Genomic DNA, 24,376 nt, shown 5'->3' on the forward strand with positions numbered 1-24,376 from the left:
GCGACGGCAAGGCTTCATTAACCATATTCCGGTCACCTGTCGCGCAACGACCACTTGCCCCGCGAGCCCCGATGCCCCGCTTCTTCATCGACCTGCACGACGGGGCCCAGCCGGTGCGCGACGAGGTCGGCTTCGACCTGCCGGATCTCGACGCGGCCCGCGGCAAGGTCACCCGGATCATGTCGGCGATCGTGCGCGACATGCTGCCGGACGTCGAGCGCCAGGACTACGTCGCCTGCGTGCGCGACGTCGGCGGCGCGGTGGTCTACCGCGCGCGGCTGTCGCTGGCGGTCGAGGCGGCCGAGTAGCGCGCGCCCCTGCGGCACGGTCGCGTGCACCGCTTGACGGGCGCGCGCGCCCGGCCATCTCGGGGTGCATGAAACGGCGCAGCCTGCTCACGGTCGCCAGCGCGGCCACGGTGATGACCCTCGGAGGCGTCGGCTACGCCGCGCACCGGCGCTCCAAGAACCCCTACTACGAGGGGCCGAGGAGCGAGAACTTCGATGGCCTGCGCTTCCACAGCCCCGAGCAGGGCGCCGACAAGAACCTCTCGGAGGTGATCCGCTGGCAGCTCACCCGCGAGGGCGAGCGCTGGCCGACGCATTTCCCGAGCCCCTTCCCGGCGGACAAGCCGCCGGAGCGCGTGGACACCCTGCGGGTCGTGCTGATCGGCCACGCGAGCTACCTCGTGCAGGTGGCGGGCCGGAACATCCTGATCGATCCGGTCTTCGCCAAGCGCGCGAGCCCGCTGCGCTTCGCGGGACCCAAGCGCGTGAACCCGCCCGGCATCGCCTACGCCAACTTGCCGCCGATCGACGCGGTTCTGATCACCCACAACCACTACGACCATCTCGAGGGGCCGACCGTCGCGCGGCTCTGGCAGGACCACCAGCCGACCATCGTGGCGCCGCTCGGCAACGACGCGATCCTGCGCGGCTACGACGATTCGATGGTCGTGGAGACCCGGAACTGGGGCGAGGCCGTGGATCTCGGCGGCGGCCTCGCCGTACACCTCACGCCGGCCAACCACTGGTCGGCGCGCGGCGTCAACGACCGGCGCATGGCCCTGTGGTGCGCCTTCGTGCTGACCTCGGAGCAGGGCGTGCACTACCATGTGGGGGATACGGGCCTCGGCGATGGCGCGATCTTCCGGGCGATCGCCGAGCGCTTCGGCCCACCCCGGCTCGCGACGCTGCCGATCGGCGCCTACGAGCCGCGCTGGTTCATGCAACCCCAACACATGAACCCCGAGGACGCGGTGACGGCCCTCGGGCTCCTCGGGGCCGCCCAGGCGCTCGGCCACCACTGGGGCACATTCCGGCTCACCGACGAGGGGGTCGAGCGGCCCGCCGAGGCCCTGGACGCCGCCCTCGACGCCGCCGGGCTGCCGCGCGAGCGCTTCCTGGCGCTGCGCCCGGGACAGGTCTGGATGCCGGGCTGAGGCGCCGCTCAGGGCGCGGCCGGCACGGGCCGGGGCCGGCTCCGCGCCGTGATGCCGACCGAGGCGGCGATGACGCAGCCGATCGCGAACCATTGGACCGGGCTCAGGCGCTCGCCGAGCAGCGCCAGCGCGGCGAGCGACGCGATCGCCGGCTCCAGGCTCATCATCACGCCGAAGGCCTGCCGGTCGAGGCGGCGGAGCGCCACCATCTCGAGCGAGTAGGGCAGGGCGCTCGACATCACCGCGACGACGAGCCCGCTCGCGAGCGTCGCGGGGGCGAACAGGTCGGTGCCAGCCTCCGCGAGCCCGAAGGGCGCGATCACGAGGGCCGCGGTCGTCATGCCGAGCGCGACCGCCTGACCGCCATGGAGGCGGCCCGCGCGCTGGCCGAACAGGATGTAGAGCGCCCAGGCCAGAGCCGCCCCGAGCGCGTAGGCGACGCCCACCGGGTCGAGCGCGCCCGCTCCGCCCAGCGGCAGCAGCAGGCCGAGCCCCAGCACCGCGAGCCCGATCCAGGCGAGGTCGGCGAGACGCCGCGAGGCGGAGAGCGCCACCGCGAGCGGCCCCGCGAACTCGATCGCGACCGCGGGCCCCAGCGGGATGGTCAGGAGCGCCCGGTAGAACAGCAGGTTCATCAGGCCGAGCGCGGCCCCGTAGAGCACGATCCAGCCCGCATCGCGGGCGGCCAGGCTGCGCCGCCAGGGGCGCCAGAGCGCGAGCAGGATGAGGGCCGAGAAGCCGACGCGGAGCGCCGAGACGCCGGAGGCGCCGACCGCCGGGAACAGGCTCTTGGCGAAGGCCGCCCCGCTCTGCAGCGAGACCATGCCGGCTACGAGCGCGGCGACGGGCAGGAGCGGGCTGCCGCCGGGATGAGTGTCGTTCACTGGGCAGACGTCTCGACGGTCGCGCCGTCCGCGCGAGCGGCTCCCTCCCTCCCGCCGGGGAGGAAGAGAGCGCTGAGGTTACAGGATGAACCGGCTCAGATCGGCGTTCGCCGCGAGGCTCTCCACCCGTGCCCGCACATAGGCGGCGTCGATCGCCACCGTCTCGCCGGAGCGGTCGGTGGCCGTGAAGGAGATGTCGTCGATCACCCGCTCCAGCACCGTCTGCAGCCGGCGCGCGCCGATGTTCTCGACCGAGCCGTTCACCTCGACGGCGACACGGGCGAGCGCGTCGACGGCGTCCTCCGAGAAGGTCAGCGTCACGCCCTCGGTCTCCATCAGGGCGACCGTCTGTTTGAGGAGGCTCGCCTCGGTGGCGGTGAGGATCTGCTTGAAGTCCTCGACCGTGAGCGGCTGCAGCTCGACGCGGATCGGCAGGCGGCCCTGAAGTTCGGGCAGCAGGTCCGCGGGCTTCGAGACGTGGAAGGCGCCCGACGCGATGAACAGGACGTGGTCGGTCTTCACCGGGCCGTGCTTGGTCGCGACCGTGGTGCCCTCGATCAGCGGCAGGAGATCGCGCTGCACGCCCTCGCGCGAGACGTCGCCGGAGGCGCGGCCCTCGCGGGCGCAGATCTTGTCGATCTCGTCGAGGAAGACGATGCCGTTGTCCTCGACCTCGCGGATCGCCTCGCGGATCAGGGCCTCGTCGTCCACGAGCTTGTCGCTCTCTTCCGCCAGCAGCGGCGCGTGGGCGTCGCGCACGGTGATGCGGCGCGGCTTCCCCCGCTGGCCGCCGAGCGCCTTGCCCAGCATGTCGCCGATGTTGATCGCACCCATCGAGGCGCCGGGCATGCCGGGGATCTCGAACATCGGCAGGCCGGCGGACCCGCCGGCGGCGAGTTCCAGCTCGACCTCCTTGTCGTCGAGCTGGCCGTCGCGGAGCTTCTTGCGGAAGCTGTCGCGGGTGGCCTGGGATGCGGTCGGGCCGACCAGCGCATCGAGGATGCGGGATTCGGCCGCCGCCTCGGCCTTGGCGCGGACCGACTTGCGCTTCTCCTCGCGGGTCAGCCCGATCGCCACCTCGACGAGGTCGCGCACGATCTGCTCGACGTCGCGGCCGACATAGCCGACCTCGGTGAACTTGGTGGCCTCGATCTTCAGGAAGGGCGCGTTGGCGAGCCGGGCGAGGCGGCGGGCGATCTCGGTCTTGCCGCAGCCGGTCGGGCCGATCATCAGGATGTTCTTGGGCGCCACCTCCTCGCGCAGCGGCCCGGTGAGCTGCTGGCGGCGCCAGCGGTTGCGCAGCGCGATCGCGACGGCGCGCTTGGCGTCGTGCTGGCCGACGATGAAGCGGTCGAGTTCGGAAACGATCTCGCGGGGGGAAAACGTGGTCATCGCCCTGGGCTGCCTCGGCGCTCGTCCTCGTGTGCGGCTGAGCCCGGAATGGGGTCTCGGCGCCTGCGGCGCAAGGGCAGCCAGGGGATCCCAAAGGGCCCGAGGCCCTTCGGCGGGGTCCCGGGGCGCGTAGCCCCGGGCTTGGCTCTTCCGACCGGCAAAGCCGGGACGGAAGAGCCACATGCAGGGCTCTGCCCTGCACCCGCGAAAGGTCTCGGACCTTTCGAAACCATGCCCCCCGCGCTCAGGCCGCCCGGACCTCCGCAACGAAGCCGTCGACCTGCACGCCGAGGTCGCCCGCCCGGCGGGCGAGTTCGCCGGCCGCGGACAGGACCTGCGCGGCGCCCGCACCCGCAGCCTGGGCGTCGCCCCGCATCTCCGCCATGCTGCCGGTGACCGCCCGCGTCCCCTCGGCGGCGCCCGCGACGCTGCGAGCGATCTCCCGGGTCGCGGCCTGCTGCTCCTCGACCGCGGCGGCGACGCCGAGCGCGATCTGGTGCACGCCGCCGATCGTCGCGTCGATCTGGCCCATCGCCGAGACGGTCTCGCGGGTGGCGTCCTGGATGGTGGCGATCTGGGCGGTGATCTGGTCGGTCGCCCGAGCGGTCTGGGCGGCCAGTTCCTTCACCTCGGACGCCACCACCGCGAAGCCGCGCCCAGCCTCGCCCGCGCGCGCCGCCTCGATCGTGGCGTTGAGCGCCAGGAGGTTCGTCTGGCCCGCGATGCTGGCGATGAGGCCCACGACCTCCCCGATGCCGCCGGCGCTGCGGGCCAGGATCTCGACCTGCTCGCGGCTGCGCCGCGTGCCGGCGACCGCGCTCGCGGCCGCGTCGGCGGTGCGGGCCACCTGCGTGCCGATCTCGTTCGCGCTGGCGGCGAGTTGCTGCGCCGCCGCCGCCACGGCCTCGACGCTCCCGGCCGTCTCGCCGGAGCGGTAGGCGGCCGCCTCCGAGCGGCGGCTGGTCGCCTCGGCGGTCGTGGTCAGGCTGCGGGCGGTGGCCTCCATCTCGGTCGCGGCGGCGGCCAAATGCTGGACCAGCTCGCCGACGCTGCCCTCGAAGCGGTCGGCGAGCGCCGCCATCTCGGCCTGCCGCGCGGAGCGGACCGCCGCGCCGGACCGCGCCTGCTCGGCGCGCAGGGTCTCGGCGGTCCGCATCGCCTCGGCGAAGACCTGCATGCTGGCCCAGATCGCGCCGATCTCGTCGCGGGTGGGCCGCACCGGGGGCAGATCGTGCCGCCCGCCGGCGAGCGCCCGGATCGCCTCCGAGACCGCCGCGAGCGGCCGGGCGATCTGGCGCCGGCCGATCAGGCCGCCGATCACGAGGCAGCCGAGCGTGCCCCCGAGCGCCAGAGCCAGCAGGAGGGCCATGCGCTGGCTGTAGAGCGTGTCGGTGGCCGCATCGATCGCCTCGACCTCGTCGCGCCCGCGCTTGACCAGCTCGGTGATGCCGGCCTGGAAGGCGCGGCGGTTGCCCTGGTTGGCCTCGTTGAAGCCGAGCGCGGCGGCGGCCTTGGGCGAATCCTCGGTGCCGGCGCGGGCGATCTCCGTGCGCATCCGCGCGAAGGCGGCCGCGTCGCGGGAGACGGCCTCGAAGAGGGCCCGGTCCCTCTCCTCGACGATCGGCGCCCAGGCCTTCAGCAGCGCGTCCATCGCGGCGAGGCCCCGGGCGATGCCCTCGGCGTATTTCCTCGCCTCGGTGCGGTCGGCGGAGGCATAGACGCCGCGGGAATCCATCGTCACCTCGGAGGCGAGGCGGTTGAGGTTCGCCCCGTTGAGCGCGCGCGTGGCCGCGAACCGCGTCTCGCCGATGGCCGCGTTGAGGGTGCGCAGCGATCCGATGCCCAAAGCCGCCACCACGAGGGTGACGGCGCTGCAGCCGCCGACGAGCCCGAGGAGTTTGGTTCCGATCTTCATGGTGCCCAGCGTTCCGTTCCCGGGGCTGCACCATGCGCACAATATCTCAAGCTCTGATTAATGATCGGATCTATGTTGCAGAAGCGCTGTCCAGGCTCTCGATGACGAGGGAGCCGTTGGTATAGACGCAGATGTCGGCGGCGATCTTCATCGCCTTGCGGACTATAGTCTCCGCATCGTACGCGCCGTCCTCCAGGGCGCGGGCGGCCGCGAGCGCGTAGTTCCCGCCCGAGCCGATCGCCATAACGCCGGTCTCCGGCTCCAGCACGTCGCCCGCGCCGGAGAGGAGCAGGCTCACCTCCCGGTCCGCCACCAGCATCATCGCCTCGAGGCGGCGCAGGTAGCGGTCGGTGCGCCAGTCCTTGGTCAGCTCGACGCAGGCGCGGGTCAGCTGGCCGGGATACTGCTCCAGCTTGGCCTCCAGCCGCTCGAACAGCGTGAAGGCGTCCGCGGTGGCGCCCGCGAAGCCGCCGATCACCTGGCCCTTGGCGAGCCGCCGCACCTTGCGGGCGTTGCCCTTGACGATGGTCTGGCCGAGGCTGACCTGGCCGTCGCCGCCGATGACGACGCGCCCGCCCTTGCGCACCATCAGGATCGTCGTCGCGTGCATCGTGGGTAGGGCGTCGTGCTCGGCCAAGGCTGTCTCCGTCCGGTCCGGGAGTTGCGTCCCGCGCCGCAGGTAAGCGCTGACGCGCCCGAATGCCAACGCGGTGCTTGACGGCGGCGGAGATTTGGGCCGGAAGGGCGCGCAACCACCAACATCCCATCAGGAGCCGGCCGATGCCGCCGCTATCCGAACTGTCGCCCGACGCCCTCGCGGACCTGCGCGCGGGGCTGCGCAAGGAATACGATGCCCTGAAAGGCCAGGGCCTCAAGCTCGACATGACCCGCGGCAAGCCGGCCTCGGCCCAGCTCGACCTCTCGGCGGAGATGCTCGCCCTGCCGGGCAACCGCGACACCACCGCCGAGGACGGCACGGACGCGCGCAACTACGGCAACCTGCAGGGCTTGGCCGAGACCCGCGCCCTGTTCTCGACCCTGATGGGCGCGCCCGCCGACCAGATCGTGGTCGCCAACAATTCCAGCCTCGCGCTGATGCACGACACCATCGTGTACGCGCTGCTCAAGGGTGTGCCGGGTGGCCGGGGCCCGTGGTCGAAGGAGGAGCCGATCACCTTCCTGTGCCCGGTGCCGGGCTACGACCGCCACTTCGCGCTCTGCGAGGGTTACGGCATCCGCATGATCCCGGTGCCGATGACCGGCGAGGGCCCGGACATGGACGCGGTGGAGAAGGCCGTCTCCGATCCGAGCGTCAAGGGCATCTGGTGCGTGCCGAAATACGCCAACCCGAGCGGCGAGACCTACAGTGCCGAGACGGTGCGGCGCCTGGCCTCCATGAAGACCGGCGCACCCGATTTCCGGATCTTCTGGGACAACGCCTACGCGGTGCACCACCTCACCGCCGAGCGGCCGGAGCTCGCCAACATCCTCGAGGCCTGCGCGGCGGCCGGCAACCCGAACCGGGCCTTCGTGTTCGCCTCGACCTCGAAGGTGACGCTGGCCGGCGCCGGCCTCGCGCTCTGGGCCTCCTCCCCTGAGAACCTGCGCTGGTACCTCGCCCAGGCCGGGCGCCGCTCGATCGGCCCGGACAAGCTCAACCAGCTTCGCCACGTCCGCTTCCTGCGCGACGACGCGGGCATCGCGGCGCACATGGAGAAGCACAGGGAGCTGATCGCGCCGAAATTCGCGGCGGTCGAGGAGGCCTTCGCGGCCCGGCTCGCCGGGCAGGGCGTGGCGCAGTGGAGCGCCCCGAAGGGCGGCTACTTCATCACGCTGGACGTGCAGGACGGCACCGCGAGCCGCGTGGTGGCGCTCGCCAAGGACGCCGGCCTCGCGCTGACGCCCGCGGGTGCGACGCATCCCTACGGAAAGGACCCGAACGACCGGACGCTGCGCATCGCCCCGACCTTCCCGAGCCTCGCCGAGGTGCGCAAGGCGGCCGAGGCCGTGGCGCTCTGCACGCTGCTGGCGGCCGTCGAGGCGCGGCTGGGCTGAGGCGACACAATCCCTCCCCCTCCGCGGGGGAGGGAACGGTGGCATTACACCACCACCGTCACCGCCTCCGCGGCTCGCGTAAGCCCCGTGTAGAGCCAGCGCGCCCGGTGCTCGCGGAAGGCGAAGGATTCGTCGAACAGCACCACCTTGTCCCACTGCGAGCCCTGCGCCTTGTGCACGGTCAGCGCGTAGCCGTAGGTGAACTCGTCGGTCTCGCGGCGGAGGTAGAGCGGGATTTCCTCCTCGCTGCCGGCGATGATCTGGCGCAGCACCTTGATCTCGGTGGCGCGGCGCCGGAGCGCCGGGTCGTCCTCCGGCACCACGTCGAGGCGCACGAGGTCGGGACGCGGGGGCGCGCGCAGTGCCTTGACGGTCCAGGTCGAGCCGTTGAGCAGGCCCTTGGTGCGGTCGTTGCGCAGGCAGACCAGCTTCTCGCCCACCGCCGGCATCGGGTCGGTGTGGCCGGCGAGCTCCCGCAGGCGGTTGTTGTAGAGCCGCCGTGTCTTGTTCATGCCGACCAAGACCTGATCGCAGTCGAGCACCTGCTCGGAATCGATGTCGCGCCGGGAGACCACCTGGCTCGCCCCGTAGCTCCCGAGCGCCAGGCGTCCGCCCTCCCGCACCGTCATCGCCATGCGGATGATCGGGTCGTCCTCCGCCTGCCGGTGCACGTCGGTGAGCATCACGTCGGGCTCGGCCTCGGTGAAGAAGCCGCCGCCGCGCACGGGGGGCAGCTGGGCCGGATCGCCCAGCACCAGAACCGGCTTGTCCAGCGAGAGGAGGTCGTTGCCGAGGTCCGAATCGACCATCGAGCACTCGTCGATGACGATGAGGTCGGCTTTCGCGGCGGGGCCCGAGCGGTTCAGCGTGAAGGTCGGGCCGCCTTCCTCCGCCTCCTTCGTGCGGTAGATCAGGCTGTGGATCGTGCCGGCATCGTGGCAGCCCTTGGCGCGCATCACGGAGGCCGCCTTGCCGGTGAAAGCGCCGAAGACGACCGAGCCATCGACGTCCTCGGCGATGCGGCGCGCCAGCGTGGTCTTGCCGGTGCCGGCGTATCCGAACAGGCGGAAGACCTGATCGCCCCCGCCCTTGCGCCAGTCCGAGATGGCCTTGAGCGCCGCCTCCTGCTGCGGCGCGAACCGGGTCGGGACCGAATCCGTCACGGCCAGCGGACGGTGGGCGGCAGGGACGAGAGAATCGAGGCGACGTTGCCGCCGGTCTTCAGGCCGAAGATGGTGCCGCGGTCGTAGAGCAGGTTGAACTCGACGTAGCGCCCGCGCCGCACCTGCTGCTCGTGGCGGTCCTCCTCGGTCCAGGGCGTGGCGAGGTTGCGCCGCACGATCGCCGGATAGGCGTCGAGGAAGGCCAGACCCACGTCGCGCGTGTAGGCGAGGTCGGCCTGGGGGTCGCCGGTCCAGTGATAATCGTAGAAGATGCCGCCGACGCCGCGCGGTTCGTTGCGGTGCTTGAGCCAGAAGTACTCGTTGCACCACGCCTTGTATCGGGCGTAGTCGACGGCCGGCGCGTGCGCCTCGCAGGCCTCCCGCAACCGGTCGTGGAAGAGCCGGCTGTCCGGGTCGTCCTGCGTGCGCCGCCGCTCGAGCACGGGGGTGAGGTCGGCACCGCCCCCGAACCACGCCTTCGTGGTCACCACGAAGCGCGTGTTCATGTGCACGGTCGGCACGTTCGGATTCCAGGGGTGGACGATCAGCGAGAGGCCGGTGGCGAAGAAGCGCGGATCCTCCGCCGCGCCCGGCATCTGCGCGCGGAATTCGGGGGCGAACTCGCCGTGCACGGTCGAGACGTGGACGCCCGCCTTCTCGAACACACGGCCCTTGAGGATCGCCATGGTGCCGCCGCCGCCATGCGCGCCGCTGTGATCGGTGCGCTCCCAGGGCGTCTTCACGAAGGCCTGCGGCTCAGCCGGCGCGTCCGGGTGGAAGGGGCCCGCGGCCTCCGCCTCGATCGCCTCGAGCGCGGCGGTGATGCGGTCGCGCAGGGCGGTGAACCACGCGCCGGCCTCGGCCTTCAGGGCGGCGAGGTCGGCCTCGGAGGGCAGGGGATGGGGCGAGGAATTGGGGATGTCGGGCCGCGTCATGGCTCCAGGCTTTCCCATCCCGCCCCGCGAGCGTCAATGCGCCGGATCGCTACGCCGGTCGGGCCGCGATCGCCTCGATCTCCACGAGGTAGCCGTGGTTGAGCGCGGGCACCGGTACGACGGTTCGGGCGGGCTTCGCGTCGCCGAAGACCTCTGCGTAGATCCGGTTGAAGTGCGGCCAGTTCTCGACCCCGACGAGGTAGGCGGTGACGCGCAGCACCCGATCCGGCCCGCAGCCCGCCTCGGCCAGGATGGCGAGGAGGTTCGCCAGCGCCTGCCGCACCTGCGTCTCGAAGGGCTCGCCGGACGTGTGCGTGCCGTCCGGGCGCGGCCCGAGTTGGCCGGAGACGAACACGAGGTCGCGCCACGCCGTGCCCTGGACGTAGTGCCCGGCCGGCGTCGGCACGGCGGCGGTGGCGATGCGCTCGATCGGATCGGTCATGAGATCGATGGACTCCTCTGCGATGGCTGAAAGGGCGCGGGTCCCCTCTCCCATAGGGAGAAGTCTGCTCTCGCGGAACGCCGGGTGAGAGGTATGAGGCTGCCTGATCAGACGCTGTTCTGATCGCGCGTCGATGGCGTGCGCAGTCCTGTGAGGTCATACCCCTCGCCCCAACCCTCTCCCTATGGGAGAGGGGGCCTGTCGTGGTCCCGGCGCCTCACCAGCCGTTGATGCGGGGCCAGACCGCCGCGACGCGGCCGGCGCCGTCGAGGACGTGGTAGCTCCCGTGCTGCGCGCCCGTGGCGCAGGCGTGGTTGGGCAGGATGCGCAGGCGCGTGCCGATCGGCAGGTCCGGGAGCGCCGCCGTGGACCCACGGCGTAGCGCCACGATGCCGTGCTCCTGGTTGGCGTCGGCCACGATCAGGTCCGGGTAGGGCGTTCCATCACGGTCGCAGACGACGCCGTAGCCCTGGTCGAGCCCTTGGCGCGCCGTGCCGCGGTCGCGCGAGAGCGCCATCCAGCCGGCGTCGACGATGATCCAGCCCTTGGCGCGCTGGTGCCCGATGACGGTCGCCAGCACGCTCAGCGCGATGTCCTCCGGCTCGACGGCCCCGACGCCCGCCTGGAACAGGTCGCCGAACATGAAGACGCCGGCCCGGACCTCCGTGACGCCCGTGAGATTGCGGGCGAAGCGCGCGGTCGGGGTCGAGCCGACGCTGACGACCGGGCAGGGCAGGCCGTCCGCCCGCAGGATGCCGGCCGCCGTGACGGCGGCGACGCGCTCGGCCTCCGCCGCGGCCGCCAGCGCCTCCGGATCGCTCAGTGCGTAGCTGTCGCCCGCGTGGAGCAACACGCCGCGCAAGTCCGCCCCACCCGCGACAAGCCTGCGCCCGATCGCCACGAGCGCGTCCGCGTCTTCCGGCGCGACGCCGGAGCGGTGCCCGTCCGCGTCGACCTCGATCAGCACGGGTAGCCGATCGCCGCTGCGGGCCGCGTGCGCGGCGACCGCCTCGGCCTGTTCGGAGGAATCGAGGATCACCGCGAGGTCCGCGCCGGACGCCCGAATCCGCGCGACGCGCGCGAGCTTGTCCGGCGCGATGCCGACCCCGTAGATCACGTCGCGCAGCCCGGCCTCGCAAAAGTACTCCGCCTCGCGCAGGGTCGAGACGATGGCGGGCCCCGCCGGCGCCCCCATGGCGAGCCGGGCGACCTCGCGCGACTTCGCGGTCTTCAGGTGGGGACGGAACGCTACGCCGAGGCTGGCGAGACGCGCGCGCATCCGCGCGACATTCGCCCGGACGCGGGCTTCGTCGAGGAGCAGGCAGGGTGTGTCGAGCGCCTCGACTTCGGTCCCCTGCGTTGCCGCCATGATCGCCTCCGTCCGAGCCCGCCTCCGGCTTACGCGCTCGCCCGCGAGGACGCCAGCCCGACGGTCCGTTCGTATCGGCCATGTGCTCGCCCACACGTCGAGCCGGCGGCGCCCCACCCATATCGGTCTCGCGCAAGAAAAAAAACATTCGGATGCATGGACTGGAAGCTTTTCCAGAATCCGACCTCCGCAGAGAAGAGACCGGATACTCTCGATGACCAGCCGTTTCGCCACCGCCGCTGTCGCGATTGCTCTGAGCCTGACCGCCCCGGCCGCGTTCGCTCAGGCCGGCAACTGGCCGCACGCGGAGCGCGCGCCGGTCGGCGCCTACGACGACATCACCACGGGCTCGATCGGAATCGCCCGCCCGCAGGCTCGCGGCGGCTGGGAGTCTGTCAGCTCTGCCAAGGCCGGCAACGCGAACCAGCAGAACTTCCCGGTGCAGCAATACGGCCAGACCGCGGGCGGTCCGGCCTAGGGATCCGGTCGGAGGCAAGCGGAGGCGGGGCGCGAGCCCCGCCTTTTTCCCGCTTCGGCAACGACGACACGCAACGGCGCCATCCGCGCAACCGCTGGCGGTATCAGCGCCCGAGCTTTGTCCCCGGCTGAATTCGAAATGCGGTGGACGCGGGCCGCGACCGACGGTTAAACCTCCCCGGAAATCACATGGGAGGGATGCGTTTGGCACAGGACGTGATCCTGGCGACGAGCGGCCTGACGAAGGAGTTCAAGGGGTTTCGCGCCGTCAGCGGCGTGAATCTTGAGGTCGTACGTGGCACGATCCACGCCCTGATCGGCCCGAACGGGGCCGGCAAGACGACCTGCTTCAACCTTCTCACCAAGTTCCTACATCCCAGCGCCGGCTCGATCCGCTACAAGGACCGGGACATCACCGGCATGAAGCCTGCCGACGTCGCCCGCCTCGGGCTGGTGCGCTCCTTCCAGATCTCGGCGGTGTTCCCGCACATGAGCGTGCTGGAGAACGTGCGCATCGCGCTCCAGCGAAGGCGGCGCGGCGATTCCTTCGATTTCTGGCGCCCCGAGCGGGTGCTGCGGGCGCTCGACGGCGAGGCGCTCGACCTCGTCGAGGCGGTCGGGCTCTCCGCCTTCGCGGAGCATCAGGCGGCCGAGCTCTCCTACGGCCGCAAGCGGGCGCTGGAGATCGCCACGACGCTCGCCCTCGATCCCGAGATGCTGCTCCTCGACGAGCCGATGGCCGGGATGGGCCACGAGGACGTGGACCGCACCGCCGCCCTGATCCGGCGGATCGCGAACGACCGCACGATCCTGATGGTCGAGCACAACCTGTCCGTGGTGGCCTCGCTCTCCGATCGCATCACCGTGCTGGCGCGCGGTCAGGTGCTGGCCGAGGGCGACTACGCCAGCGTGTCGAAGGATCCTCGCGTGGTCGAGGCGTATATCGGGTCCGGTCATGCCTGAGGCGGCGCGCGCGATGGATCCGGCGGCCTCGGCCGCGCCCCTGCTGGCCCTGCGCGGCCTCCAGGGTTGGTACGGCGAGAGCCACGTGCTGCACGGCGTCGATCTCGACGTACGGGCCGGCGAGGTGGTGACGCTGCTCGGCCGCAACGGCGCGGGCAAGACCACGACGCTGCGCGCCATCATCGGCATCCTGGGCAAGCGCGCCGGCTCGATCACCTACGAGGGGGTCGAGACGATCGGGATGCCCTCGCGGTCGATCGCCCGGCTGGGGATCGGCTACGTGCCGGAGGAGCGCGGCATCTTCGCGAGCCTCACCGTGCAGGAGAACCTGATGCTGCCGCCGCGGGTGAAGCCCGGCGGCATGTCGGTGGCCGAGATCCACCAGCTCTTTCCGAACCTGAAGGAGCGGGCGTCGAGCCAGGGCACGAAGCTCTCGGGCGGCGAGCAGCAGATGCTGGCCATCGGCCGCATCCTCAGGACCGGCGCCAAGCTGATCCTGCTCGACGAGCCGACGGAGGGCCTCGCCCCCGTCATCGTCCAGCAGATCGGCCGCACGATCCTGAAGCTGAAGGCGGAGGGCTACACCATCGTGCTGGTGGAGCAGAACTTCCGCTTCGCCCAGACGCTGGCCGACCGCCACTACGTGGTCGAGCAGGGCCGCGTCGTGGACATGATCCCGAACGCCGATCTCGACGCCAACATCGACAAGCTCCACGCCTATCTGGGCGTCTGAGCGGGAACACGGGGCCGACGGGCCCGGAACGGCCGACCGCGCGGGCGCGGGACGGTGGACGCCCACACGGAGGACGACGACAGATGGTGAGATCCGTTCTATTCGCGAGCGCGATCAGTGCCCTGGCCATGGGCGGGGCGCTCGCCCAGACCGCCGTCAAGGTCGGCGTGCTCGGCGACCGCTCGGGCGTCTACACCGACATCAGCGGCGAGGGCTCGGTGGTCGCCGCCCGCCTCGCGGTCGAGGACTACGCCAAGATCGACCCGAGCGTGAAGGTCGAGGTGGTCTCCGCCGACCACCAGAACAAGCCGGACGTCGGCGCGGCCATCGCCCGGCAATGGTACGACCGCGACGGCGTGGACGTGATCGTGGACGGCGTCACCTCCTCGGTGGCGCTCGCCGTCAACCAAGTGACCCGCGAGAAGAACAAGGTCCTGATCGATTCGGGCGCGGGCACCGCCGACCTTACCGGGCCGCAATGCACGCCCAACACGGTGCACTGGGTCTACGACACGGTGGCGCTCGCCAACGGCACCGGCGGCGCCATGGTGAAGCGCGGCGGCGACACGTGGTTCTTCCTCACCGCGGACTACGTCTTCGGCCAGACGCTGCAGCGCGACACCGCCGCGGTCGTCACCAAGAACGGCGGCAAGGTGGTGGGCTCGGTCAAGACGCCGTTCCCGACCGCCGACTTCTCCTCGTTCCTTCTGCAGGCGCAGGGATCCGGCGCCAAGGTGATCGGGCTGGCGAACGCCGGTGGCGACACCATCAACGCGATCAAGCAGGCGGGCGAGTTCGGCATCACCGAGGGGGGCCAAGCGCTCGCTGGCCTCCTCGTCTTCTCCTCCGAAGTGCACGCGCTCGGCACCAAGGTGGCGCAGGGGCTGGTGCTGACCGAGCCGTTCTACTGGGACCTCAACGACGGCACCCGCGCCTTCTCGGAGCGCTTCTCCAAGCAGATGAACGGGCGCAAGCCCACCGCCAACCACGCGGGCGTCTACGCGGGCACGATCCACTACCTGAAGGCGGTGTCGGCGCTCAAAGGCGAGGCCAAGGACGGCGCCAAGGCGGTCGCCAAGATGAAGGAGCTGCCCACCGACGACCCGCTCTTCGGCAAGGGCACGATCCGCGCGGACGGGCGCAAGATCCACGATATGTACCTGTTCGAGGTGAAGAAGCCCGCCGAGTCGAAGGGCGAGTGGGACCTCTACAAGACGCTGGCCACCATCCCCGGCAACGAGGTCTTCCGGCCGCTCGGCGAAGGCGGCTGCCCGCTGGTGAAGGGCTGATCCTCTTCTCGCCCCGCCCGGCACCGGGCGGGGCGCCGCACTGACGCGTGAGCCATCATGACGACGATCTTCGGCGTGCCGACCCAGGCCCTGTTCGGCCAGCTCCTTCTGGGGCTGATCAACGGCTCGTTCTACGCGATCCTCTCGCTTGGGCTCGCGATCATCTTCGGACTCCTCAACATCATCAACTTCGCCCACGGTGCCCTCTACATGATGGGCGCCTTCGTGGCCTGGATGCTGCTCACCTATCTGGGGCTGGGCTACTGGTGGGCGCTCGGCTTGGCCCCGCTGGTGGTGGGCCTGTTCGGCATCCTGCTCGAGCGGCTGCTGATCGCGCGGCTGTACAAGCTCGACCACCTCTACGGCCTGCTGCTCACCTTCGGGCTTGCGCTGATCATTCAGGGCCTGTTCCGCAACCAGTACGGAGTCTCGGGCCTGCCCTACGCGATTCCGCCTGAACTCTCCGGCGGCCAGCGCCTGCCCTTCATGTTTCTGCCGAACTACCGGGCCTGGGTGGTGGTGGCATCGCTGACCGTCTGCTTGGCCACCTGGCTCGTCATCGAGAAGACGAAGCTCGGTGCCTATCTCCGCGCGGCCACCGAGAACCCGACGCTGGTCCAGGCCTTCGGCGTGAACGTGCCGCTCTTCCTGACCCTGACCTACGGCTTCGGCGTGGCGCTCGCCGGCTTCGCGGGCGTGCTTGCGGCACCGATCTACTCGGTCAACCCGAACATGGGCGCCGACATCATCATCGTGGTCTTCGCCGTGGTGGTGATCGGCGGCATGGGCTCGATCCTCGGCTCGGTGATCACCGGGTTCGCCCTGGGGCTGGTCGAGGGTCTGACCAAGGTGTTCTATCCGCAAGGATCGGCCACCGTGATCTTCGTCATCATGGTGCTGGTGCTGCTCGTGAAGCCCGCCGGCCTGTTCGGCCGCACGGCCTGATCGCGGTCGAAGGAGACGATCCCATGGCCGATACCGCCGCCGTCACCGCACCCGTGACCGACGCCCCGATCGCGGCCGCGCGGCCGGAGAGCCGCGACGACCGGGCACTCCACCGCCGCGTCTTCGTTGGCATCGCCGTGGCGCTCGCGCTGGCGCCGCTGGTGCTCTACCCGGTCTTCCTGATGAAGGTGCTGTGCTTCGGGCTGTTCGCGCTCGCCTTCAACCTGCTGCTCGGCTACGGCGGCCTGCTCTCTTTCGGCCATGCCGCCTATTTCGGCATGGCGAGCTACGTCGCGGCCAACGCCGCCAAGCACTGGGGCCTGACACCGGAACTCGCGATCCTCGCCGGCACCCTGGTGGCGGGCCTACTCGGCCTCGCCTTCGGCGCGCTCGCGATCCGGCGACAGGGCATCTACTTCTCGATGATCACCCTGGCGCTCGCCCAGATGGCGTTCTTCTTCTCGCTGCAGGCGCCCTTCACGGGCGGCGAGGACGGCATCCAGGCGGTTCCGCGCGGCCACCTGTTCGGTGTGGTCAGCCTCGCGGACGACCGGGTGCTCTACGCCGTGGTCGCCGCGATCTTCTTCCTCGGCATGCTGGCGATCTACCGCATCATCCACTCGCCCTTCGGGCAGGTCTTGAAGGCGATCCGCGACAACGAGCCCCGCGCGGTCTCGCTGGGCTACCGGGTCAACCGCTACAAGCTCGCGGTCTTCGTGCTCTCGGCCTCGCTGGCCGGGCTCGCCGGTGCCACCAAGGCCATCGTCTTCCAGCTTGCCTCGCTCACCGACGTGCATTGGACGATGTCGGGGGAGGTGGTGCTGATGACGCTGGTCGGCGGCATGGGCACGGTGTTCGGCCCGATCATCGGCGCGCTGGTGATCGTCACGATGGAGACCTACCTGGCACCCTTCGGCGCCTGGGTCACGGTGATCCAGGGCCTCGTCTTCGTGCTCTGCGTGCTGCTGTTCCGCGAGGGCATCGTGGGCGTCCTGGCCCGGAGGCTCGGCCGGCCGCTGTGAGCCTCGTCGGTGACGAGCCGACGAAGCGCCTCGCCACGGCGCCCGATACAGCGGCAACCGCGCGCCTCACGGGCGGCATCGCGACGCCGCTCGCGGGCAACGTCCACACCCTCGGCAGCGGGGCTTAGCGTAGCCGGGCTGTCCTTCGGACTGCTCGGTTGGCTGGCGGCCGCGATCTGCCTACAGTCCCCGGCGCGACGTGCCTTCCGGAGCCTCGTCCCATGAACGAGTACGCCAGCCCCGCCTTCGTGACCCCGCCGGCCCTCGCGGTCGCCATCGGCTACGGCGCCGTGCCCCTGCGCGAGCCGCGCCGGCTCGGCTACGGGGGCCACGCGCCCAAGATGCGCTGACGGCTCCGGAATCCCGCCTCATGCAGATCGCCGAGCGCGTCTTCCTCGTCACCGGCGGCGCCTCCGGCCTCGGTCGGGCGGTGGCCGAACACCTCGTCGCCGCGGGCGGGAGCGTGGTGATCGCCGACATCGCCGAGACGGGCGCCGAGACCGCGTCCGCTCTCGGGTGCCGCTTCGTGCGCACCGACGTCGCCGACGAGGCCGCGGGCCGCGCGGCGGTCGCGACCGCCCTGGAGGTCTACGGAGGGCTCGACGGCCTCGTCACCTGCGCCGGCATCGTCGCGGGCGCGCGGGTGCTCGGGCGCAACGGTCCGCATGACCTGGACGCCTTCGCGCGCACCGTCCGGGTGAACCTCGTCGGCACCTTCAACATGGTCCGGCTCGCCGCCGAGGCGATGGCCGCGCGCGATCCCGACCCGGACGGCTCCCGCGGCGTCGTGGTGACGACGAGCTCGATCGCCGCCTTCGACGGGCAGGTCGGCCAGGCGGCCTACGCCGCCTCCAAGGGCGGCGTCGCGAGCCTCACCCTGCCGCTCGCGCGCGACCTCGCGGCCCACGGCATCCGGGTGGTCTCGGTGGCGCCCGGCATCTTCGAGACCCCGATGATGGCAGGCCTGCCGGCCGAGGTGCAGGAAGCGCTCGGCCGCTCGGTCCCGTTCCCGCCGCGCCTCGGGCGTCCCTCCGAGTTCGCCGCCCTCGTCGCCCACATCATCGGGAACCCGATGCTGAACGGCGAGGTCATCCGCCTCGATGGGGCGCTTCGAATGGCGCCGCGCTGAGCCCCCGCGCCCCCTCCACAGGAAGACGCCATGCAGGATCCCGCCCGCGACCCCGTCGTCATCGTCGGCGCGGCCCGCACGCCGATCGGCGCACTCCAGGGGGATTTCGCCGACCTCGCCGCGCCCGATCTCGGCGCCGCTGCCATCCGGGCCGCGGTCGAGCGGTCCGGCGTCGCGCCGGAGGCGGTCGAGGAGGTGATCTTCGGCTGCGTTCTGCCGGCCGGCCAGGGGCAGGCCCCGGCCCGGCAGGCGGCGCTGAAGGCCGGCCTGCCGCTCGCGGCCGGGGCCACCACCGTCAACAAGATGTGCGGCTCCGGCATGAAGGCCACGATGCTCGCCCACGACGCGCTGGCGCTCGGACACGTCGCGGTCTCGGTGGCGGGCGGCATGGAGAGCATGACGAACGCCCCCTACCTGCTCGACCGGGCGCGGGCCGGCTATCGCATGGGCCACGGGCAGGTGCGCGACCACATGTTCCTGGACGGGCTCGAGGACGCCTACGAGCGCGGCCGCCTGATGGGCACGTTCGCGGAGGATTGCGCGGGGACCTACGGGTTCACCCGCGCGGCGCAGGACGCCTACGCGCTCGAATCGCTCAGCCGGGCGCGCGCCGCGATCGCGCAGGGGCGCTTCGCGACGGAGATCGTTCCGGTCACGGTGCGGACCGGGAAGGCCGAGCGCTCGGTCGCGACGGACGAGCAGCCCGGCAAGGCCCGTCCGGACAAGATCCCGGATCTGCGGCCCGCCTTCCGCCCCGACGGCACGGTGACGGCGGCCAACAGTTCGTCGATCTCGGACGGGGCCGCGGCGCTGGTGCTGATGCGGCGCTCCGAGGCCGAGCGGCGCGGCCTGCGACCGCTCGCGGCGATCCGCGGCCACGCGACCCACGCCCAGGCCCCGAACCTGTTCACCACGGCTCCGGTCGGCGCGATCCGCAAGCTTCTGGAGCGGACCGGCTGGCAGGCGGGCGCCGTCGATCTCTGGGAGATCAACGAGGCCTTCGCGGTGGTGGCGATGGCGGCGATGCGCGATCTCGACCTCGACCACGCGCGGGTCAACGTCCATGGCGGCGCCTGCGCGCTCGGCCACCCGATCGGCGCTTCGGGCGCGCGCATCCTCGTCACGCTGCTCGCCGCGCTGGAGACGCACGGGCGCACGCACGGCGTGGCGAGCCTCTGCATCGGCGGCGGCGAGGCCACCGCGGTAGCGCTGGAGCGGCTGGTCTGAGCAGCTCGCGCCGCCGTACCGGTTCCCGCGCGTCTTCGGTGGAACGGATGGAACAAGCTTCGCAGTGCCGCGTTTCACATCGGCATGCCGGGACCCGCTCCGGATCCTGCGACGCGCGCCCGCACGGCCCGCAGCCTGCAGGTCACGCCTGCGCCCCCATAACTTCTAGACTGGCTTGATCGACCCCGGACACGCGTGGGTACGAGGCGCGTTCAGTGCTCGCGGCGGCACGGCCAAGCTTAGACTGTAGCGCCCGCGCCACTGTCCTTGCGACATCTCGATCCGTTACCCTTCGTTAACCAATCGACGGCACCCTCGAGGCAACCTCTCATCCCAAGGTGCCGCCATGAATCGAGCCGCCGTGCTCAGCGTCGACGATCCCGTCCGCGACTGCCCCGTCCCCCCGGAGACCCTCGGCCGCATCGCCCGCGCCGAGGCGGATGCCCTGGACGAACTGGTCGAGGGCATCCCCGAGGCCGTGCGGGCGCGGCTCGCGGTCTACCTCTATGGCCGCAGCCACACGCACGAGCTTGGCATCCGGATCGCGGCGACCTGCGAGGGCGCGACGCTGCGACGCGCGGCCGGCCTCGTCGGCAACATGCTCCACGACCTCTCGCGCCGGCCCTACGCCCCGCCGAGCCACGGCCTGCGCGGATCGGCCCGGATCAGCCTCGGCGGCCCGGCGGCGCGCCGGGCCTGAGAATGCGGGGCCTCGACGCGCCGCCGCACCCAGCCTGCCGCATCGCCCGCGCGCTTTGACAGCCGCGCGGGCCCTTCGCTAAGGCGGCCGGACCATCGCCCGACCGCCACCGGACATCGCCATGAACGCGTTCCTCGTCATCCTCGGCGCCGGGCTGGGCGGGGGCGTCCGCCACGGGGTGAACCTCGCCGTCGCGCGCCTCCTGCCGACGATCGGCTTCCCGCTCGCCACGCTGCTGATCAACGTCGCGGGATCGTTCCTGATGGGCGTGCTGGCCGGTGCCTTCGCGCTGCGCGGCGAAGCCTCGCAGCCCCTGCGGCTGTTCCTGACCACCGGGATCCTGGGCGGCTTCACCACCTTCTCGACCTTCTCCCTCGATGCGGTCGCGCTCTGGCAGCGGGGCGAGGGCGGCGCGGCCCTCCTCTACGTGGCGGCCTCGGTCGGGCTCGGTCTCGCCGGCTTGGTCGCCGGCCTCGGCCTGAGCCGGGTGCTTCTGCCGGTGGCCTGAGGGCCGGGCACCGTGGCTCCGCAGGCGGGGCAGCGCTATACTCGGTTCGATGCCCGCCTCGTCCCGCCCGGTCCGCCGCCTCGATCCGATCCTCGTCGACCGCATCGCGGCAGGCGAGGTGGTGGAGCGCCCGGCCTCCGCCGTGAAGGAACTGGTCGAGAACGCGATCGATGCGGGCGCGCGGACGATCGAGGTGGCGATCGAGGGCGGCGGGCGCCGGCTGATCCGCGTGATCGACGACGGGGTCGGCATGGGGCCGGAGGATCTGGCGCTGGCGGTCGAGCGCCACGCCACCTCGAAGCTGCCGGACGGCGACCTCTTCCGCATCGACAGCCTGGGCTTCCGCGGGGAGGCGTTGCCCTCGATCGGCGCGGTCTCGCGGCTCACGCTGACCTCGCGCACGGACGGGGCCGCGCAGGGCGCGACGCTGACGGTCGATTCCGGCCGCAAGGGCGAGGTCCGCCCGGCCCCCGCCCAGCGCGGCACGCGGATCGAGGTCACCGAACTCTTCGCCGCGACCCCGGCGCGGCTCAAGTTCCTCAAGTCCGACCGGGCCGAGACGGCGGCCGTCGCCGAGATCGTGCGGCGTCTCGCGGTGGCCCAGCCGGGGATCCGCTTCACCCTGCGCAGCGAGGGCGGGACGCCTCTGGTCCTGCCGGCGGAGGAGGGGGAGGGCGGGGCGGCCGGCCTGCGCCGGCTCGCGGGCGTGCTGGGACAGGAGTTCGCCCCGAACGCGCTGCCGGTCGATCTCGTCCGCGAGGGCTTCGCGATCGGCGGGCATGTCGGGCTGCCGACCTTCCACCGGGGCGCGGCCAACCACATCCACCTCGTGGTCAACGGGCGCCCGGTGCGCGACCGGCTGCTCCTCGGCGCCGTGCGGGGCGCCTACGCCGACACCATGAGCGCCGACCGGCACCCGGTCCTCGGCCTGTTCATCGCCTGCGACCCCGCCCTCGTCGATGTCAACGTGCACCCGGCCAAGACGGAGGTGCGCTTCCGCGACCCCGGCCTCGTGCGGGCCCTCGTCGTCAGCGCGATCCACGACGCGCTGCGCCGGGGCGGCGCGCGCTCGGCGACGACGGGCGCTGCCCGCGCCCTCGAAGCGCTGCGGCCGGCCGCGGCGGCGCCGGCGTTGCGCAGCTACGGCGGCGGGAGCGCGCCGGGCCTGTTCCAGCCGGCGCGCACGTCGCCGCCGATGCACGCCCCCTCCGTCGCGGCGCCGCCGGGCTACGCAGGCCGGGACCGGACCGGCCGCTTCGGCGGATTCGGAGAGGCTCCGCAGGCCCTGCTGGACCCGTCCCCGCCGGATCCGATCCCACCCGGCACGACCCCGACCGGTACGCCGCCCGATGCGGGCTTCGCCCCCCAGGCCGCGGCTTTCGCGCCGGATCCGGAGGGCGAGGACGCCCTCGACTTCCCGCTCGGCGCCGCCAGGGCCCAGCTCCACGAGACCTACATCGTCGCCCAGACCCGCACCGGCATCGTCATCGTCGATCAGCACGCGGCGCACGAGCGCCTCGTCTACGAACGGCTCAAGCGCGAGCGCGCGGCCGGCGGCATCGCGCGCCAGGGCCTGCTGATCCCGGACGTGGTCGAGCTCGGTCCCGATGCGGCGGAGCGCCTCGTGGCGGCGGCCCCCGACCTGGAGCGGCTCGGCCTCACGATCGAGGCGTTCGGCCCGGGCGCGGTCCTGGTGCGGGAGGTGCCCGCGATCCTGCGCGGCGCCTCCCCGCGGGCGCTCGTCGCCGACATCCTCGACGCCCTGGAGGCGAGCGGCGACGAGGAGGGGGGCGCCCCTGCGGCCGAGACCGGCCCGCTCGGGCGCCGTCTCGACGCGATCCTCTCGCGCATGAGCTGCCACGGCTCGATCAGGGCCGGCCGGCGCCTGCATCCCCAGGAGATGAACGCCCTCCTGCGCGAGATGGAGGTGACTGAGAACGCGGGCCAGTGCAACCACGGCAGGCCGACCTCCGTCGCGCTCGCGCTCCACGACATCGAGCGGCTGTTCGGACGCCGCTGAGCCCGCGGTGTGCGCCCCCGCACGCTATCGTATCGTCACGACTGGATCCCGGTTCGAAGCGTCGGGCGGCGGCGCGCCGAGGCTCCGCACTGAACGTTTTTTGTTCACCACCGACAGAGTTCTTGATATAGATTAGCCTCGCGCCTTGGGACGGACCGGCAGGCCTTGGTGGGCAGCCCACATCCCGGATCAGCAATCTCCCGTGCTTTGCTCAACTCAGGGTCGTGCTGTCACCATGCCCAAAGCCTCCGCGCCGCCTGCGAAGCCGAAGCAGACTACGGAAACCGATCACAGCATCGGCAACCGCATCGCCCTGCTGCGCTCGGCGAGCGGCATGAGCCAGACCATGCTGGCCGATGCCCTCGGGATCAGCTTCCAGCAGGTGCAGAAATATGAGACCGGCAAGAACCGGATCGGCGCCGGCCGGCTGCATGCGATCGCGGACAGGCTCGGGGTGCCGGTCTCGGTGTTCTTCGGCGAGGATCAGGGCCCGGACGGGGGCTGCAGCGGCATCGCCATCCTGCAGGAGGACGGCGCGCTGACGCTTCTCCAGGCCTACGAGTCGATCGCGGACGAGGAGATGCGCCGCGAGATCCTGACCTTGGTGAAGGCGGCGGCGTGTATCTGCCAGCGCGCCCGCGGCGCCGACGGCACGCGCTGAAGAGGCGCCCGTCCGGCCGGCGGCTCAGGTCCGCCGCGCCGAGAAGAACGCCCGCAGCAAGCGGGCCGCCTCGCGCTCGCGGAAGCCGCCGTAGACCTCCGGCGCGTGGTGGCAGGTGGGCTGGTCGAACACGCGCGGCCCGTGCTCGACGCCGCCACCCTTCGGATCGGGCGCGCCGAAATACAGGCGCCTGATGCGCGCGAAGCTGATCGCCCCGGCGCACATCGGACACGGCTCCAGGGTGACGTAGAGGTCGCAGCCGACGAGCCGCTCGTCCCCGATCGCCCGGCAGGCGGCGCGAATCGCCAGGATCTCCGCGTGGGCCGTCGGGTCGCGGAGCGCGCGCGGCCTGTTGTGGGCGACGGCCAGCACCGTCCCGTCGCGCACCACGACCGCGCCCACCGGCACCTCGCCGGCCTCGGCCGCCCGGCGTGCCGCCGCGAAGGCGAGATCGAGCGGATCGGAGCGGATCGGCCCGGAAGTTGGCGCGGCCATCGCGGCGCCCTCAGGCACGATCGGGCGCGGCCGCGCCAACCGGACCGGGACCGGATCCCTGGAACACTTTCCCCGAGCTCACCGTTCTGTCCCCGAAGCGGCCAAGCCGCAGAGATGACCATCGCGAGGACAGAGCCATGAGCAGCACCACCGACAAGATCAAGGGTGCCGTCAACGAGGCGGTCGGCAATGCCAAGCAGGGCATCGGCAACCTCACCGACAACGATCGCCTTAAGGCCGAGGGCAAGGCGCAGGAGCTGAAGGGCACCGCCCAGCGCGGTGTCGGCGAAGCCAAGGACACGGTGAAGGACGCCGTCGGCGGCAAGCTCTGAGACGTCCGCGCTCCGCGCGAACAGTCGAGACAGAACGCAGAACAAGCACCGGAGATTACCATGATCGGTTGGGCCGTTACCTTCCTCGTCGTCGCACTCGTCGCAGCCCTGCTCGGCTTTGGCGGGATCGCGGGCACCGCCATGGAGGCGGCCAAGATCGTATTCTTCGTCGCGATCGCCCTCTTCCTCATCTCCGCCGTGTTCGGCGTGATGCGGGGTCGTGCGCCGAGGCTCTGACCCCGGCATCACGGGACCGAAATTGAGACAATCCGAGAGGCG

Annotated in this window: 28 protein-coding genes; 19 read left to right on the forward strand and 9 right to left on the reverse strand. The window is 71.7% G+C overall.

Annotation, left to right across the window (positions count from 1 at the left end; genetic code table 11):
* Window positions 1-71: 71 nt before the first annotated feature.
* Both MFF56_RS02790 and MFF56_RS02795 read left to right on the forward strand, forming a co-directional pair.
* The gene (locus MFF56_RS02790; RefSeq protein ID WP_066926966.1) at window positions 72-308 is read left to right on the forward strand and encodes a DUF6894 family protein; all 237 of its coding nucleotides are present in this window, start codon (window positions 72-74) and stop codon (window positions 306-308) included.
* A gap of 68 nt (window positions 309-376) precedes the next feature.
* Window positions 377-1,441, forward strand: a complete 1,065-nt coding sequence (locus MFF56_RS02795; protein ID WP_066926968.1) for an MBL fold metallo-hydrolase — start codon at window positions 377-379, stop codon at window positions 1,439-1,441.
* Window positions 1,442-1,449: 8 nt separating this feature from the next.
* Here MFF56_RS02795 and MFF56_RS02800 read toward each other — a convergent pair whose 3' ends face one another.
* The 4 genes from MFF56_RS02800 to hslV all read right to left on the reverse strand — a co-directional run bounded on the left by MFF56_RS02800 (window position 1,450) and on the right by hslV (window position 6,242).
* Window positions 1,450-2,265 (reverse strand): EamA family transporter, encoded by an 816-nt coding sequence (locus tag MFF56_RS02800; RefSeq protein WP_082773332.1) that lies wholly within the window; start codon window positions 2,263-2,265, stop codon window positions 1,450-1,452.
* Window positions 2,266-2,403: 138 nt separating this feature from the next.
* On the reverse strand, window positions 2,404-3,717 hold the full coding sequence (gene hslU, locus MFF56_RS02805; protein WP_066926974.1) for an ATP-dependent protease ATPase subunit HslU: 1,314 nt from the start codon (window positions 3,715-3,717) through the stop codon (window positions 2,404-2,406).
* A gap of 244 nt (window positions 3,718-3,961) precedes the next feature.
* The gene (locus MFF56_RS02810; protein WP_066926976.1) at window positions 3,962-5,632 is read right to left on the reverse strand and encodes a methyl-accepting chemotaxis protein; all 1,671 of its coding nucleotides are present in this window, start codon (window positions 5,630-5,632) and stop codon (window positions 3,962-3,964) included.
* 70 nt (window positions 5,633-5,702) lie between these two features.
* Entirely contained in the window at window positions 5,703-6,242 is a 540-nt protein-coding gene (gene hslV / locus MFF56_RS02815; RefSeq protein ID WP_066926978.1) for an ATP-dependent protease subunit HslV, read from the reverse strand.
* Between the two features lie 170 nt (window positions 6,243-6,412).
* On the opposite strand from hslV, the gene MFF56_RS02820 reads away from it, so the two are divergent.
* The gene (locus MFF56_RS02820; protein WP_066926984.1) at window positions 6,413-7,687 is read left to right on the forward strand and encodes an aspartate aminotransferase type Ic; all 1,275 of its coding nucleotides are present in this window, start codon (window positions 6,413-6,415) and stop codon (window positions 7,685-7,687) included.
* A 44-nt stretch (window positions 7,688-7,731) separates the two neighbouring features.
* Here MFF56_RS02820 and MFF56_RS02825 read toward each other — a convergent pair whose 3' ends face one another.
* From MFF56_RS02825 to MFF56_RS02840, 4 genes are all read right to left on the reverse strand, one after another.
* Entirely contained in the window at window positions 7,732-8,850 is a 1,119-nt protein-coding gene (locus tag MFF56_RS02825) for an ATP-dependent DNA helicase (protein WP_066926986.1), read from the reverse strand.
* Window positions 8,847-9,785, reverse strand: coding sequence for an oxygen-dependent coproporphyrinogen oxidase (hemF, locus tag MFF56_RS02830; RefSeq protein ID WP_066926988.1), 939 nt, complete (start codon window positions 9,783-9,785; stop codon window positions 8,847-8,849). The genes MFF56_RS02825 and hemF overlap by 4 nt, the downstream gene beginning before the upstream one ends.
* A gap of 49 nt (window positions 9,786-9,834) precedes the next feature.
* On the reverse strand, window positions 9,835-10,227 hold the full coding sequence (locus MFF56_RS02835; protein WP_066926990.1) for a RidA family protein: 393 nt from the start codon (window positions 10,225-10,227) through the stop codon (window positions 9,835-9,837).
* A 217-nt stretch (window positions 10,228-10,444) separates the two neighbouring features.
* Window positions 10,445-11,596, reverse strand: a complete 1,152-nt coding sequence (locus tag MFF56_RS02840) for an alanine racemase (protein ID WP_066926991.1) — start codon at window positions 11,594-11,596, stop codon at window positions 10,445-10,447.
* Between the two features lie 214 nt (window positions 11,597-11,810).
* Between MFF56_RS02840 and MFF56_RS02845 the strand changes: the two genes are divergently transcribed.
* The 14 genes from MFF56_RS02845 (at window position 11,811) to MFF56_RS02900 (ending at window position 23,270) form a co-directional block, all read left to right on the forward strand.
* Window positions 11,811-12,074, forward strand: coding sequence for a hypothetical protein (locus tag MFF56_RS02845; protein ID WP_066926993.1), 264 nt, complete (start codon window positions 11,811-11,813; stop codon window positions 12,072-12,074).
* Window positions 12,075-12,271: 197 nt separating this feature from the next.
* Window positions 12,272-13,036 carry an ABC transporter ATP-binding protein gene (locus MFF56_RS02850; protein WP_373324014.1) on the forward strand — a complete coding sequence of 255 codons (765 nt, stop codon included), beginning with the start codon at window positions 12,272-12,274 and terminating at the stop codon, window positions 13,034-13,036.
* Window positions 13,029-13,769 carry an ABC transporter ATP-binding protein gene (locus MFF56_RS02855; RefSeq protein WP_066926995.1) on the forward strand — a complete coding sequence of 247 codons (741 nt, stop codon included), beginning with the start codon at window positions 13,029-13,031 and terminating at the stop codon, window positions 13,767-13,769. Before MFF56_RS02850 ends, MFF56_RS02855 begins: the two co-directional genes overlap by 8 nt.
* Before the next feature lie 83 nt (window positions 13,770-13,852).
* Complete coding sequence (locus MFF56_RS02860; protein ID WP_238229389.1) at window positions 13,853-15,058, forward strand: ABC transporter substrate-binding protein; 1,206 nt, start codon at window positions 13,853-13,855, stop codon at window positions 15,056-15,058.
* 57 nt (window positions 15,059-15,115) lie between these two features.
* Window positions 15,116-16,003, forward strand: a complete 888-nt coding sequence (locus MFF56_RS02865; RefSeq protein ID WP_066922598.1) for a branched-chain amino acid ABC transporter permease — start codon at window positions 15,116-15,118, stop codon at window positions 16,001-16,003.
* Window positions 16,004-16,026: 23 nt separating this feature from the next.
* Entirely contained in the window at window positions 16,027-17,025 is a 999-nt protein-coding gene (locus tag MFF56_RS02870) for a branched-chain amino acid ABC transporter permease (RefSeq protein ID WP_066922600.1), read from the forward strand.
* Window positions 17,022-17,153 carry a hypothetical protein gene (locus MFF56_RS32055; protein WP_280949077.1) on the forward strand — a complete coding sequence of 44 codons (132 nt, stop codon included), beginning with the start codon at window positions 17,022-17,024 and terminating at the stop codon, window positions 17,151-17,153. The genes MFF56_RS02870 and MFF56_RS32055 overlap by 4 nt, the downstream gene beginning before the upstream one ends.
* 93 nt (window positions 17,154-17,246) lie before the next feature.
* Window positions 17,247-17,375 carry a hypothetical protein gene (locus tag MFF56_RS32060; RefSeq protein WP_280949078.1) on the forward strand — a complete coding sequence of 43 codons (129 nt, stop codon included), beginning with the start codon at window positions 17,247-17,249 and terminating at the stop codon, window positions 17,373-17,375.
* Window positions 17,376-17,395: 20 nt separating this feature from the next.
* Entirely contained in the window at window positions 17,396-18,154 is a 759-nt protein-coding gene (locus tag MFF56_RS02875; protein ID WP_066922602.1) for an SDR family NAD(P)-dependent oxidoreductase, read from the forward strand.
* Window positions 18,155-18,184: 30 nt separating this feature from the next.
* Window positions 18,185-19,381: an acetyl-CoA C-acyltransferase gene (locus MFF56_RS02880; RefSeq protein ID WP_066922604.1), complete on the forward strand. Its 1,197-nt coding sequence runs from the start codon at window positions 18,185-18,187 to the stop codon at window positions 19,379-19,381.
* Window positions 19,382-19,727: 346 nt separating this feature from the next.
* Window positions 19,728-20,081, forward strand: coding sequence for a hypothetical protein (locus MFF56_RS02885; RefSeq protein ID WP_066926437.1), 354 nt, complete (start codon window positions 19,728-19,730; stop codon window positions 20,079-20,081).
* Between the two features lie 121 nt (window positions 20,082-20,202).
* Entirely contained in the window at window positions 20,203-20,589 is a 387-nt protein-coding gene (gene crcB, locus MFF56_RS02890; protein WP_238229390.1) for a fluoride efflux transporter CrcB, read from the forward strand.
* Window positions 20,590-20,638: 49 nt separating this feature from the next.
* Complete coding sequence (gene mutL / locus MFF56_RS02895; RefSeq protein WP_238229391.1) at window positions 20,639-22,609, forward strand: DNA mismatch repair endonuclease MutL; 1,971 nt, start codon at window positions 20,639-20,641, stop codon at window positions 22,607-22,609.
* Between the two features lie 235 nt (window positions 22,610-22,844).
* Entirely contained in the window at window positions 22,845-23,270 is a 426-nt protein-coding gene (locus tag MFF56_RS02900) for a helix-turn-helix domain-containing protein (RefSeq protein WP_066918966.1), read from the forward strand.
* Between the two features lie 24 nt (window positions 23,271-23,294).
* Here MFF56_RS02900 and MFF56_RS02905 read toward each other — a convergent pair whose 3' ends face one another.
* Window positions 23,295-23,765, reverse strand: coding sequence for a nucleoside deaminase (locus MFF56_RS02905; RefSeq protein WP_066918970.1), 471 nt, complete (start codon window positions 23,763-23,765; stop codon window positions 23,295-23,297).
* A gap of 137 nt (window positions 23,766-23,902) precedes the next feature.
* Here MFF56_RS02905 and MFF56_RS02910 point away from each other — a divergent pair, with 137 nt between their 5' ends.
* Window positions 23,903-24,097, forward strand: coding sequence for a CsbD family protein (locus MFF56_RS02910; RefSeq protein WP_066918968.1), 195 nt, complete (start codon window positions 23,903-23,905; stop codon window positions 24,095-24,097).
* 60 nt (window positions 24,098-24,157) lie between these two features.
* Window positions 24,158-24,334, forward strand: coding sequence for a DUF1328 domain-containing protein (locus tag MFF56_RS02915; RefSeq protein WP_082772855.1), 177 nt, complete (start codon window positions 24,158-24,160; stop codon window positions 24,332-24,334).
* Window positions 24,335-24,376 lie beyond the last annotated feature (42 nt).

This window comes from Methylobacterium hispanicum, assembly GCF_022179285.1.
In the GTDB taxonomy this organism is placed as follows: Bacteria; Pseudomonadota; Alphaproteobacteria; order Rhizobiales; family Beijerinckiaceae; genus Methylobacterium; species Methylobacterium hispanicum.

What these genes read in the sequence shown, in the direction of transcription:
- MFF56_RS02790 (WP_066926966.1), top strand. Translation starts at nt 72, where the DNA reads ATGCCCCGCTTCTTCATCGACCTGCACGACGGGGCCCAGCCGGTGCGC.
- MFF56_RS02795 (WP_066926968.1), top strand. Translation starts at nt 377, where the DNA reads ATGAAACGGCGCAGCCTGCTCACGGTCGCCAGCGCGGCCACGGTGATG.
- MFF56_RS02800 (WP_082773332.1), bottom strand. Translation starts at nt 2,265, where the DNA reads ATGGTCTCGCTGCAGAGCGGGGCGGCCTTCGCCAAGAGCCTGTTCCCG.
- hslU (WP_066926974.1), bottom strand. Translation starts at nt 3,717, where the DNA reads ATGACCACGTTTTCCCCCCGCGAGATCGTTTCCGAACTCGACCGCTTC.
- MFF56_RS02810 (WP_066926976.1), bottom strand. Translation starts at nt 5,632, where the DNA reads ATGAAGATCGGAACCAAACTCCTCGGGCTCGTCGGCGGCTGCAGCGCC.
- hslV (WP_066926978.1), bottom strand. Translation starts at nt 6,242, where the DNA reads ATGCACGCGACGACGATCCTGATGGTGCGCAAGGGCGGGCGCGTCGTC.
- MFF56_RS02820 (WP_066926984.1), top strand. Translation starts at nt 6,413, where the DNA reads ATGCCGCCGCTATCCGAACTGTCGCCCGACGCCCTCGCGGACCTGCGC.
- hemF (WP_066926988.1), bottom strand. Translation starts at nt 9,785, where the DNA reads ATGACGCGGCCCGACATCCCCAATTCCTCGCCCCATCCCCTGCCCTCC.
- MFF56_RS02835 (WP_066926990.1), bottom strand. Translation starts at nt 10,227, where the DNA reads ATGACCGATCCGATCGAGCGCATCGCCACCGCCGCCGTGCCGACGCCG.
- MFF56_RS02840 (WP_066926991.1), bottom strand. Translation starts at nt 11,596, where the DNA reads ATGGCGGCAACGCAGGGGACCGAAGTCGAGGCGCTCGACACACCCTGC.
- MFF56_RS02845 (WP_066926993.1), top strand. Translation starts at nt 11,811, where the DNA reads ATGACCAGCCGTTTCGCCACCGCCGCTGTCGCGATTGCTCTGAGCCTG.
- MFF56_RS02850 (WP_373324014.1), top strand. Translation starts at nt 12,272, where the DNA reads ATGCGTTTGGCACAGGACGTGATCCTGGCGACGAGCGGCCTGACGAAG.
- MFF56_RS02855 (WP_066926995.1), top strand. Translation starts at nt 13,029, where the DNA reads ATGCCTGAGGCGGCGCGCGCGATGGATCCGGCGGCCTCGGCCGCGCCC.
- MFF56_RS02860 (WP_238229389.1), top strand. Translation starts at nt 13,853, where the DNA reads ATGGTGAGATCCGTTCTATTCGCGAGCGCGATCAGTGCCCTGGCCATG.
- MFF56_RS02865 (WP_066922598.1), top strand. Translation starts at nt 15,116, where the DNA reads ATGACGACGATCTTCGGCGTGCCGACCCAGGCCCTGTTCGGCCAGCTC.
- MFF56_RS02870 (WP_066922600.1), top strand. Translation starts at nt 16,027, where the DNA reads ATGGCCGATACCGCCGCCGTCACCGCACCCGTGACCGACGCCCCGATC.
- MFF56_RS32060 (WP_280949078.1), top strand. Translation starts at nt 17,247, where the DNA reads ATGAACGAGTACGCCAGCCCCGCCTTCGTGACCCCGCCGGCCCTCGCG.
- MFF56_RS02875 (WP_066922602.1), top strand. Translation starts at nt 17,396, where the DNA reads ATGCAGATCGCCGAGCGCGTCTTCCTCGTCACCGGCGGCGCCTCCGGC.
- MFF56_RS02880 (WP_066922604.1), top strand. Translation starts at nt 18,185, where the DNA reads ATGCAGGATCCCGCCCGCGACCCCGTCGTCATCGTCGGCGCGGCCCGC.
- MFF56_RS02885 (WP_066926437.1), top strand. Translation starts at nt 19,728, where the DNA reads ATGAATCGAGCCGCCGTGCTCAGCGTCGACGATCCCGTCCGCGACTGC.
- crcB (WP_238229390.1), top strand. Translation starts at nt 20,203, where the DNA reads ATGAACGCGTTCCTCGTCATCCTCGGCGCCGGGCTGGGCGGGGGCGTC.
- mutL (WP_238229391.1), top strand. Translation starts at nt 20,639, where the DNA reads ATGCCCGCCTCGTCCCGCCCGGTCCGCCGCCTCGATCCGATCCTCGTC.
- MFF56_RS02900 (WP_066918966.1), top strand. Translation starts at nt 22,845, where the DNA reads ATGCCCAAAGCCTCCGCGCCGCCTGCGAAGCCGAAGCAGACTACGGAA.
- MFF56_RS02905 (WP_066918970.1), bottom strand. Translation starts at nt 23,765, where the DNA reads ATGGCCGCGCCAACTTCCGGGCCGATCCGCTCCGATCCGCTCGATCTC.
- MFF56_RS02910 (WP_066918968.1), top strand. Translation starts at nt 23,903, where the DNA reads ATGAGCAGCACCACCGACAAGATCAAGGGTGCCGTCAACGAGGCGGTC.
- MFF56_RS02915 (WP_082772855.1), top strand. Translation starts at nt 24,158, where the DNA reads ATGATCGGTTGGGCCGTTACCTTCCTCGTCGTCGCACTCGTCGCAGCC.